Source organism: Acetobacterium malicum subsp. dehalogenans DSM 11527 (genome assembly GCF_000472665.1).
GTDB classification, from domain to species: Bacteria; Bacillota; Clostridia; order Eubacteriales; family Eubacteriaceae; genus Acetobacterium; species Acetobacterium malicum.
The window spans coordinates 52,483-63,178 of the sequence record NZ_AXAC01000022.1; the positions used below are offsets into that span (position 1 = coordinate 52,483).

Below are 10,696 nucleotides of genomic sequence, written 5' to 3' on the forward strand. Positions count from 1 at the left end.
AACAAGGGGTTAATAAACCCCTTGGACATGTTTAAAGACTTCGGTTTTTAATTTCTTCGTCGCACTCGGTGATAAATTCTTTGAGTTTTTTCGATTCGGCGTCAAATTCTTCCATTTGAGCGACAATTTTTCCGCTTGATACATGCATCCCGGATTGCTTAAAAATAAAGCTGCGTTCATTTTCAACATCTTCTAGGTCTTCTTTTAATTTGGCCATTCTATTTTTGAGTTCAACGTCGCTTAGTTTACTTAATTCTTCCATATTTGTTCTCCTGTTATTTAAAATGATTCTTCTCTTAAGTATAACATGGTCAAATTTTTAATGCAACCGGTTAAACACGTGACATTAAAATCGATTTAATTATTATCAAGTGTAAATCTTTCGCTTTTTTGTCAGACAGACGGTATAATAGAATTATTGAAATGAGGAATCCTGACCATCAAGAATATCAAAAAGTAACGAACAGGTATATCCGGTTTGTTAAACAATTCGGATGAACACTTGAATAAATGAAAGGAAGAAGGTATAAAAGTGGCGATTTCAGAAAAACCGCTATTTAAAAAATTAATTCAATTTCTAAAAGAAGACAGCATTTTAAATCGAACAGTAAAAAATGAAATGCTGACAAAGAATATGCAGCGGATCATCGGCTTTGAATTAGTCACCCTGCTGGTGAATCTGACAGTGATTGCAATCTTGTCATTTGCGTTTCAACCGACGACGTCAGTCGAAACATGGTGGGCCAATCGCATTGTGATGCTTCATAGCGTAAGTGCAATCTGGGTCAGTCTGATGTGTCTGATAACAATGTATGGCAACCGCAAAAAAAATCGTCTGTTCAATACGAAGATTATCCAGAATATATTTTTTATGTACATTCTGGTCTTCGGGATTGCGTTGGTGACGGTTGATCAGGCGATTACCAGTAATATCACGCCATTTCTGCTGGTGTGTACGATTATTGGAGTATTCATCCTCAACCGGCCCATCGATGCGTTTCTCCAATACCTGGTGGCATACATTTTCTTTTTTATTGCCATTGCTCAATACCAGACTGAACCGGCAGTTTTAACCAGTAATCGCCTCAATGGGCTGGTCTTTGTGGCAATTGGTATTTGTGCCACAACGCTAATCTGGTATTCGGAAAGAAGTAATATCCTGCAAAAACGGGAGATTCTGGATCAACAGAAAAAACTGGAATCGGTGGCTTACTACGATGATCTGACCGGACTCATTAACAGGCGCAAATGGATTGAACTTCTTAATGAGGAGATTGAGCGAATGAAACGGTATCGTCATTCGAGCAGCATATTATTACTGGATATCGACAATTTTAAGGTAATTAACGATCAATATGGGCATCCGGTCGGAGATATCGTTCTTCAGGAAATAGCTGCTCTGGTAAAAAAAGAATTGCGGATTTGCGATCGTATTGGTCGATGGGGGGGCGAAGAATTTATTATTTTGCTCGTTGAAACCCCGATCAAAGAAGGCATTGCCATCGGCGAAAAAATGAGAACCGCGATTGAAACAATGGCGATAGCGGTCGATTCACATTCGATTAAGATAACCCTCAGTATTGGAGTTGCCAGTCTGGATTGTGAAAAGGACTTTTTAACGAGTTATAAGAAGGTTGATCAAGCCCTTTATCTGGCCAAAAATAATGGTCGTAACCGGGTCGAATTTTGTCAATAAAAATTATAAATAAGAAATTAACAGGAGGATTATATGGAAACCATTCATGAACAAAAAAATAAATTTTATATGGGTGCCAACGAAGAAGAACCCATCGGTTTATTGAATTATCATATTGAAGGTGAGCTATTTATTATCGAGCATGTCTATGTGACCAGAGAACTCAGAGGGCAGGAACTTGGGGTTAAGCTGGTGGCCAAGGCGGTGGCATTTGCCCGGGAAAACAAGCTGAAAATTATCGCTTACTGCTCCTATGCCGAAAAGGTGCTGACTGAAAATCAGGACTATCGGGATGTTTTTTTAGTCAGTAACGACGAATCAACAAAATGACAGAAATACAATTAGCTTATTGAAAAGTAAAAATAAACTGACTCAGGGAGTTTCATATGAATGTTTTAGTTGCTGAAGATGAAAACGATATCCGAAACCTTTTAAAACTTCATCTTGAAGAAAATGGTTATACCGTCTTTACTGCTGTTGATGGTTTGGAAGCCTTGGCGATTTTTAGAAGTAATTCAATCAATATAGGGATTTTTGATGTGATGATGCCCCGGCTGGATGGCTTTAATCTGCTGCGAAAAATCCGGGAAACCAGTCAGATGCCGGTTATCTTTCTGACCGCCCGGGGAAACGAAATGGATAAGGTGCTGGGGTTGGGTCTTGGCGGTGATGATTATCTGGTCAAGCCTTTCAGTATAGCCGAACTCATTGCCCGGGTTAGCGCCCAGCTCAGACGTAACTATGAATACTCAGATAATAATCAGATGATGAAGTCCCATCTGAATGTCGGGAACTTATATCTTGACGAGGATGGCTGTTGTCTTTATGTGAATGGCGTATTGGTAGAACTCAGCGCCAAGGAGTATTTGATACTGCAGTTTTTAATGAAAAACCCGGACAAGGTTTTTACTAAAAAGCAGCTCTACCGGCAGGTTTGGGAAGAAGAGCTTTACTATGATGATAACACCATCATGGTTCATATCAGCCGACTGCGCAACAAATTAGAAGTGGACCCCAGAAATCCGGAGTATATCAAGACAATTCGCGGAATTGGCTATAAATTCCAACTACCCAAGGTTCCCTAGAATGAAAAAAAGAATTCAAAATCGCTTTGTCGCAGACTATATCCTGATGTTTTTAATCTCAACCCTGATTGGTGTTTTTGCAGTGACGCTGTTAAGCTTTGCCAGCGATGTGATCTCCAAAAATCTGGTCAATCACAACTACACCGCAGCAAAAATCATGACGGATGACCTGTCAGTTATGGACGTGGAGCCAGTGCTGGTAAATGGCGGTGGGGTTCAAGTGGTCACTAAAGATTACGAGGTCATTTTCAGCCAGGGAATTAACAATTTACCAGAGATGTTAAACCCGGAAACATTCACCGACTTTTTAACCGCCAGTCACGCCAAGGGTAACCCCTATAGTTACAGTATTGCTTATAATCCCAGAGCGGAATTCTGGTTAGTGGTAACCTTTCCCACCTCCATTCGCATTGATTTTGCGATTGTTCATAATCCTGATTTTTCATCGGTGGATACCCAGGGGGTTGTCGGCGTCATTCTTGCCATCATTTTGTTTTACTTAATTTTATTGGGAATCAGTACGGTTATTTATTCAAAGCTGACCTCACTGAGTATCATTAATCCCCTTAAAAAGTTGTGCAGCAGTGCCAGCCGGTTAAAAGCAGGGGATTATACATCACGGGTTGACTTGAATCTGGATAATGAATTCGGAGAACTGGAAACCATTTTTAATGAAATGGCCGATGAAATTGAAAAAGAAATTGCTTTAAGAAAACAAAGCGAGGAAAATCGGAAGAAGCTGATTTTGGATATTTCTCACGATCTCAAAAATCCTCTGGCCAGTATTATGGGCTACGCAGAACTCTGTTTAATAAAAAAAGAAATGACCACCGAACAATTGCGGACTTATCTGACCACGATTTATAATAACAGCAGTCGGGCTAACCGCCTGATGAGCGATCTGTTTGAACTGTCTAAAATGGAAGCCTCGGACTACATATTAGTTAGGGAAAAGCTGGATTTCGTTGAATATCTGCGGGAACAAATGGGTGCAGCCGTGGCAGGTCTGGATAGCGCCGGATTTTTTTATGAATTCGAGCTTCCCGATCACGAGATTACGGCAACAGTGGACAGACAGCAGATGAGTCGGGTGTTTGAAAATCTTGTTGATAACGCCATCAACCATAACCCCGTCGGCACCCGGATTGACCTGACTATGTTAAATCATCCCGGACTAATTGAGATTCGTTTTAAGGATAATGGGGTCGGAATCCCCATGGAGTTAAGCGATCAGGTTTTTGAGCCCTTTGTTAGGGGCGATCCGGCCAGGTCTTCAGAAAACGGGGGGACCGGTTTGGGTTTAGCCATCGTCAGAAAAGTGATGGAAGCTCATGGCGGATCCATCAAACTGGCAATTGAGAACACGGTCGGGAGTGAATTCATTTTGCTTTTACCAAAGAGTTAAGATCGAGTTAAGATTAACAACAGCTTCATGTATGAATCGCTTGCTATAGTAATAGCAAGGGATTACATGAAGCTTTTTATGTGACTCCATTAAAATTTGGAGGTTGAGAAATTGGAAACATTGGATAGTCATTTTTATAATTGGTTTGGGGTTGTATTCTTTGCGGTACTTTATGGCGTGATCTTGTTGTTCATGCCATTTTATAAAAAAATGGATCGGAAGCCGGCGGGTACCTATCTTGCGTTCGTGATCGCTTTTGCCATCGAAATGCATGGGATTCCCTTCAGTATGTATGTGATTTCCTGGTTGATTGGAAAAAATCTTCCCGAAGGGGTTTTATGGGGCCACACGCTTTTTGATACCATCGGTTATTGGGGGATGTATATTAATATTGCCTGTGGGACAGTCGGCATCTTTTTAATTATGAATGGCTGGTACAATATTTACAAAAAATACTGGTCCCGGGAAACCGGAACGGGAACCCTGGTGGAAACTGGGATTTACAAATACATCCGTCATCCCCAGTATACCGGTTTGCTGTTATTATCCTTTGGGATGATGGTGGAATGGGCTACCTTACCCTTGTTGATTCTATATCCGGTGATGGTTTTTATGTATGTACGGCTGGCAAAAAAAGAAGAACAGGATATGATTGAAGAATTTGGAATAGATTATAAAAATTATATGGAGGATACAAAGATGTTTATTCCGCATCTTATTTAATATGTCAATAGAACTATAACATGGCAAAACAGCAAAAAGACAGGTATTTACCTGTCTTTTTGCTGTTTTGCCATTGCTTTTAGTAATTTACAACCATATAATAAGCGAGCATTAGAAAAAATAACAATGAAATCTATATAAATTAGCGAATAACGTTTACATGAAATTAAAAGTGGTATATTATTACAGCAAGTTTGTTTAAATTTTATTGACAAAGTGCTTCGCTAAGCTAAGTAGAAACTAATTGAAATTAAATTATAAAAAGGGAAAAGGAAGGGGAAACTATGAAGTCAATCCGATTACGTCTGATCACATTGTTTACCGCACTCATTTTGGCAGTCACAGGTATTTTAGGGGTGGTTGTCGTCAACCAGTTCACCAGCGTTCTGGAGGAGGATGCTCATGAAGAATTACAAAATATGGCGGAGGTCCAGGCGAGGTACATTGAAGCCAGAATAAATACCCAATTGAATTATATGGAAAGTCTATCTCAAAATTCAATTATTCTGGATCCGGCCGTGGCTCAGGAACAGCGGGTGGCCTTTTTTGAGGCGGAAGCAGCAAGAGTAGGTTATGATGCCTTTGTTTTAGCAGATCTGGCTGGCAATGGCGTCACTCAGAGTGCTGCCGGAGATGTGGTTAATGTCGCCGATCGGAGTTATTTTAAAGGAGCTGCTGCCGGCGTTCCTACGGTGTCTGATATTACCATCAGTCGGGTAACTGGCGAGCCGGTATTACTATTTGCAACACCAGTCTATCAGAATGGTGCGATTGCAGCCGTTCTTTATGGAAGAAAAGAAGGGAAAACACTAAGTAGCATTGTCGGTGAGGTGACCTATGGTGAAACTGGTTTTGGCTCGCTGATCAACAATGATGGGGTTGCGGTGGGCAACGCGAATCTCGATCTGGTCAAACAGCAGTTTAACTTTGCCAAAGCTGACGAAGAAAATCCGGATTATGCTCAATTGGCAGAACTGGTGCGTAGTAAGATGACAACCCGGGAACCGGGTTTTGGAGACTACAGCCTGGAAGGAAAAGATTTTCTGGTTGGTTTTGCACCGGTAGAAGGCACCCTCTGGATTTTATCAGTGGCCATGGATCAGGCTGAGCTGGATGCCCAGGTAGCGGAAGTCAGAAATACGATTATTACGGTGATCATACTGGCTATTATTGCCGCAGCTTTCGCCGTATTCCTGATCAGTGGCACCATCGCCAAACCGATTGTGGCAACCACCGAGGAATTAAACCGGCTGGCTGGCTTTGATTTTAGACACAATGCACATTCTAATGCTGGTAAATATATTAATCGGCAGGATGAAATAGGTACGATGCTTAAAGCGGTGGCGACCATGCAGCAGAATGTTCAAGATAATCTGATCGACAAACTCGAGCATATTTCCCGGGGGAATCTGGATGATGAAATTATCATGGTTGGTGATAATGATCAGGTTGGACCGGCTTTACAGGATACCCAGGGAGCGATCAAAACGCTGGTAACAGACACCAATATGTTAGTAACCGCAGCGGTTGAAGGCCGGCTGGATGAGCGGGCTGATGCTTCAAAATACAGTGGCGATTATCAAAAGGTTATTGCAGGGGTCAACCAGACCCTGAATGCGGTTGTCGAGCCCATTAAAGAGGCCTCCAGCGTTCTGGAGGCGATGGCCCGAGGGGATCTTGAACAGGATATGCAGGGAGATTACAAGGGGGAACATGCCGCCATCAAAGTCTCCGTCAACAAGACCTTCGCCAGCATTAAAATGCTGGTCAGCGATACCAATGGTCTCGTTGAAGCTGCCGTCGCCGGCGAGCTGGACACCCGGGCTGATCAATCCAAACATCAGGGTGAATACGCCAAAATCATCACTGGGGTCAATGCCACCCTGGATGCCATGGCAGAACCGATCCAAGAAGCCTCCGGGGTGCTCGAAGAAATGGCTCAGGGGAATCTTGACCAGGGTATGGAAGGCGATTATAAAGGGGAATATGCAGTCATTAAAGACTCTGTAAATAAGACCTTTGATAGTATCAAAATGCTGGTGGGTGACACCAACAGTCTGGTGGAATCGGCAGTTGCCGGTGATCTCAACGCCCGGGCCGACACCTACAAACACAGCGGTGAATATGCCCGAATTGTGGCCGGTATCAACGCTACTCTGGATGCGATGGTGGCACCGATACAGGAAGCCAATACCGTGTTGGAAGAAGTGGCCAATGGCAGTCTGAAACTGAGAATGGAAGGGGAATACAAGGGCGAGCATTCAGCCATCAAAGATTCCTTGAACAGTACTCTGGACTTCTTACAGGGAGTCGTTGATGAAGTGTCTGACATTCTCGACCAGATGGCCAATTCAAATATGGCGGTCAGCATCACGGGTGACTATAAGGGCGATTTTGAACCAATTAAAACGGCGCTTAACCACATTATCGAATCTTTCAATGAAATCTTAAAAGATATGAACGAAGCGGCAGATCAGGTATCAGCCGGGGCTTCTCAGGTGTCCGATGGCAGTCAGATGCTGGCTCAGGGTTCCACCGAACAGGCCGCCGCCATCCAGCAATTGAGTTCGTCCATTGATGAAATAGCGGATAAAACTAAAGATAACGCCAAACGGGCCAGCGAAGCCAATATGCTTTCCACCACCGCCCAGGAAAAAGCTCAAAAAGGTAATGACAGTATGCGCCAGCTCCAGGAATCGATGGATGAAATCAACCAGGCGTCAGGAAATATCTCAAAAATCATCAAGGTCATTGATGATATAGCCTTCCAGACTAATATCCTGTCCCTTAATGCTGCCGTGGAAGCCGCCAGAGCTGGTCAGCATGGCAAGGGCTTTGCTGTGGTAGCGGAAGAGGTCAGAAGCCTGGCTGCCAGAAGTGCCGAAGCCGCCAAAGAAACCACTGTTCTGATTGAAGGCTCAGTGAAAAAGACGGAAGACGGGACCGCCATCGCTGATGAAACAGCCAATGCTCTGGAAGAAATTGTGGTAGAAATTACCAAGGCTGCTCAATTAGTTCAGGAAATTGCCGAAGCATCCAATGATCAGGCCACCAATATTACCCAGATTAATCTGGGCGTAGATCAAGTATCCCAGGTTGTTCAGGGAAATACCGCGACAGCCGAACAATCTGCGGCAGCCAGCGAAGAATTATCGGGGCAGTCTCAGTTACTCAAGGAAATGATCTCACGATTTAAACTTAAAAGATAAAATACCAAGTAAAAACTAAAACAAAAAGACAAGGAAAAAAATTCCTTGTCTTTTTGTCGATAAAAGTGCTTTATCTCGGGTAAATGGGAACACCGTCAGGTAAAAAGGTTTATTCTTCTTTGGCCCAATCATCAAAACCCTGCATGACCTTATCATAAGTCTGTTGGGAGATGTCAGGAAGTTCTCCGCCAAAGGCTTCTTTGGCGCTTTCAAAACCTTCTTTGAAGGCATTTCGGAGGGTTTCAAGCTTACTCTTATCACCACCGGAGAGGGCTTTGGCAAAATCGACAATTCGTTCTGATGTTTTATTAACCCCAAAATAACCGTCTTCAGAAATCGCTTCCTGGGCGGCAGCCTGGGTTTCAGAATCGATTGTGATATCGACGTCTTTTCCTTCGGCCAGATCTTTTAGAACCTGATTAACTTTCTTGCCTTGCTTTTCAATCATGGCTTCAACCATTTTCTTGAATGACTCGGTATTACGGGCAAAATCCGCCTTGATTTCGTCTATCTTTTTACGGTCGACAGTGTAGGTTCCGATGTCTTCAGAAGTTGTGGTGCCAAGTTCGATGGAGTCGAGTTTTTGCACAACTGGTTGCACTTTGTCAGCAGTCTCGGGCTCCACTTTAACGTCGGCATTTTGCGTAACGCCTTTTGTCTGAATCGCCTGATTCAGAGCTTTGTTTGCATCAATTGCATTGGTATTCATAACAGCCTCCTTATTAAATATTAAAATAGTTACGTGCTTCTCTAAACTATATCGACAAAATTCAGCTAAAAATAACATTATTTTATAAATAATAACAGATTCGATAAAAAATGTCCCTTCAGCCGTTACACTGAAAGGACATTTTTTATAGTACTTGTTTTAAGGGTGACAGGGCTCTTAATGGTTCAGAATGTTTGGCGTCAACTTCACAGCTGTCAATGTGTTTTTTATATGAAAGATCATTTTCGCAGGAAACTGGTTTAAGTTGATCAGCGGCCACATTTTGCAGGTAAGTCGCAAAGTACGCATTAATTATGGCGGTATCATCTGGTTCATCAGAGGTGCTCGCCACAAACCCGGATAAAAAAGCCAACCATGGCCGGGTGTTTGCTTTTATGTCTTTTATCCACTTCATTTTTATGAACCTCCTGTTTTAAAGTAATAATTTTTGTAAAGGGAGACTTGGTTAGTCGGTGTGGTTTGGATCAGAAATGGTCTGATTTATTTGCTCATTCGTTCATACTATTAATATCGCCATGTTTCGAAATTACTTTAGGATAAACGATGAAACAGCATAATTCTGGCAAGAATATTAAAAGAATTAAGCGTTGTGGATGAGATAACCCAATCAGAAAACAAGTTATAGCTAACGATCGTTTGAAAAGCTTATGGAGAAACAATTAATAAAAGCACTTGATAAAAGAAAAACAGAATGGTATACTAAAACACGGAAGTTAGGAAATGCTAACTTCCGTGTTTTGTAGTAAACGAGTTTAGACTAATCATGAAAAAGCAGGAGTCGTCGATGGAGAATACACAAAAGGATCATATTTTCACTGAAATATACATGGGGATCCATACCGTTATGGTGTTAATGGTACTGGTTTATCACGTTTATTCCCAGACAATGGCGGGAATGATGACGGTGATGCTGGTTATTTACGGGATCTATATTGGCTTTGAACTATACTTGTTTGCCACCAGACAAATACTAAAATTGGAAAGCATGTTAGGTGGATATTTTCAGAGCATCATGGATATTCTTTTAATTTCCATTTGCAGTATTTATCTGGAAAACTACTTCTTTATTACTCTGCCAATCTTTTGTCTATTTATCTTAACCGCCAGTTTGGCCAATCATCGCACTAAAAGTATTATCCATGGTCTGCTGACAACCCTTGGTTATCTGGCGGTCGGAATATTAAACGGATATTTCCCGCTGGGTGTTGTTTTATTTCAGGGGGGACTCCTGATTGGTTTCAGTTTTTTTGTGGGTGAACTGAATCAACTTATCAGTGATGTGTACAAAAGAAACCACTATGCCATGGAAGAAATTGAATATAAAAATCAGTTACTGGAATACCGGGCGACCACTGACTTTCTGACTGATTTATCTAATCATCAGGCGTTCTATCAGTCGCTGGAAGTGATTGCTGAAAAACACGCACCAATTACTTTGATCCTCCTTGATATTGACGATTTTAAGGCAGTCAATGACGTTTATGGCCACCTCTCTGGAGATTATGTTATCCGGGAGGTTTCACAGATTATTAAAAAACAGCTTCGCACCTCAGACATCGGGGCCCGATATGGCGGTGAAGAGTTTGCAGTGTTACTACCGGGAACTGGGGAACCCTTTGGTCAGCGAATCGCCGAACGGATCTGTACTGTTGTTGCGGAATACCCCTTTGAATTTGATAATCAAAAGATGAGGATCACCCTTTCTGCCGGCGTTTGTCATTCAACGGTGGCATTGAATCGGGGGGAACAGACCATGTTGGTGGATCAGGCAGATGAACTGCTTTATTATTCAAAAAGAAACGGCAAGAACCGGGTTACCAGCGCTCAATTCAAATAAGGTCTAATGCA

General features: G+C 42.3%; 10 protein-coding genes. 7 read left to right on the plus strand and 3 right to left on the minus strand.

Annotation, left to right across the window (positions count from 1 at the left end):
- Window positions 1-31: 31 nt before the first annotated feature.
- Window positions 32-262, minus strand: coding sequence for a hypothetical protein (locus tag A3KS_RS0109495; protein WP_026394735.1), 231 nt, complete (start codon window positions 260-262; stop codon window positions 32-34).
- 270 nt (window positions 263-532) lie between these two features.
- Here A3KS_RS0109495 and A3KS_RS22555 point away from each other — a divergent pair, with 270 nt between their 5' ends.
- From A3KS_RS22555 to A3KS_RS22560, 6 genes are all read left to right on the plus strand, one after another.
- Complete coding sequence (locus A3KS_RS22555) at window positions 533-1,696, plus strand: GGDEF domain-containing protein (RefSeq protein WP_051355779.1); 1,164 nt, start codon at window positions 533-535, stop codon at window positions 1,694-1,696.
- A gap of 33 nt (window positions 1,697-1,729) precedes the next feature.
- Window positions 1,730-2,026 (plus strand): GNAT family N-acetyltransferase, encoded by a 297-nt coding sequence (locus A3KS_RS0109505; protein ID WP_026394736.1) that lies wholly within the window; start codon window positions 1,730-1,732, stop codon window positions 2,024-2,026.
- Window positions 2,027-2,082: 56 nt separating this feature from the next.
- Window positions 2,083-2,781: a response regulator transcription factor gene (locus tag A3KS_RS0109510; RefSeq protein ID WP_026394737.1), complete on the plus strand. Its 699-nt coding sequence runs from the start codon at window positions 2,083-2,085 to the stop codon at window positions 2,779-2,781.
- Window position 2,782: 1 nt separating this feature from the next.
- Entirely contained in the window at window positions 2,783-4,186 is a 1,404-nt protein-coding gene (locus tag A3KS_RS0109515) for a HAMP domain-containing sensor histidine kinase (RefSeq protein ID WP_026394738.1), read from the plus strand.
- A 111-nt stretch (window positions 4,187-4,297) separates the two neighbouring features.
- On the plus strand, window positions 4,298-4,909 hold the full coding sequence (locus A3KS_RS0109520) for a methyltransferase family protein (protein WP_026394739.1): 612 nt from the start codon (window positions 4,298-4,300) through the stop codon (window positions 4,907-4,909).
- Between the two features lie 284 nt (window positions 4,910-5,193).
- Window positions 5,194-8,118, plus strand: coding sequence for a methyl-accepting chemotaxis protein (locus A3KS_RS22560; RefSeq protein WP_051355780.1), 2,925 nt, complete (start codon window positions 5,194-5,196; stop codon window positions 8,116-8,118).
- 109 nt (window positions 8,119-8,227) lie between these two features.
- Here A3KS_RS22560 and A3KS_RS20715 read toward each other — a convergent pair whose 3' ends face one another.
- Both A3KS_RS20715 and A3KS_RS0109535 read right to left on the minus strand, forming a co-directional pair.
- A complete protein-coding gene (locus A3KS_RS20715; RefSeq protein WP_051355781.1) occupies window positions 8,228-8,827 on the minus strand; it encodes a hypothetical protein in 600 nt (199 codons plus the stop codon).
- Window positions 8,828-8,972: 145 nt separating this feature from the next.
- Window positions 8,973-9,242 carry a hypothetical protein gene (locus A3KS_RS0109535; RefSeq protein WP_026394740.1) on the minus strand — a complete coding sequence of 90 codons (270 nt, stop codon included), beginning with the start codon at window positions 9,240-9,242 and terminating at the stop codon, window positions 8,973-8,975.
- 390 nt (window positions 9,243-9,632) lie between these two features.
- Between A3KS_RS0109535 and A3KS_RS22565 the strand changes: the two genes are divergently transcribed.
- The gene (locus A3KS_RS22565; RefSeq protein WP_051355782.1) at window positions 9,633-10,685 is read left to right on the plus strand and encodes a GGDEF domain-containing protein; all 1,053 of its coding nucleotides are present in this window, start codon (window positions 9,633-9,635) and stop codon (window positions 10,683-10,685) included.
- The last annotated feature ends 11 nt before the right edge of the window (window positions 10,686-10,696 follow it).

Coding starts and splice junctions, on each gene's coding strand:
- A3KS_RS0109495 (WP_026394735.1), bottom strand. CDS start 262: ATGGAAGAATTAAGTAAACTAAGCGACGTTGAACTCAAAAATAGAATG.
- A3KS_RS0109535 (WP_026394740.1), bottom strand. CDS start 9,242: ATGAAGTGGATAAAAGACATAAAAGCAAACACCCGGCCATGGTTGGCT.
- A3KS_RS0109515 (WP_026394738.1), top strand. CDS start 2,783: ATGAAAAAAAGAATTCAAAATCGCTTTGTCGCAGACTATATCCTGATG.
- A3KS_RS22560 (WP_051355780.1), top strand. CDS start 5,194: ATGAAGTCAATCCGATTACGTCTGATCACATTGTTTACCGCACTCATT.
- A3KS_RS22565 (WP_051355782.1), top strand. CDS start 9,633: ATGGAGAATACACAAAAGGATCATATTTTCACTGAAATATACATGGGG.
- A3KS_RS0109505 (WP_026394736.1), top strand. CDS start 1,730: ATGGAAACCATTCATGAACAAAAAAATAAATTTTATATGGGTGCCAAC.
- A3KS_RS0109510 (WP_026394737.1), top strand. CDS start 2,083: ATGAATGTTTTAGTTGCTGAAGATGAAAACGATATCCGAAACCTTTTA.
- A3KS_RS20715 (WP_051355781.1), bottom strand. CDS start 8,827: ATGAATACCAATGCAATTGATGCAAACAAAGCTCTGAATCAGGCGATT.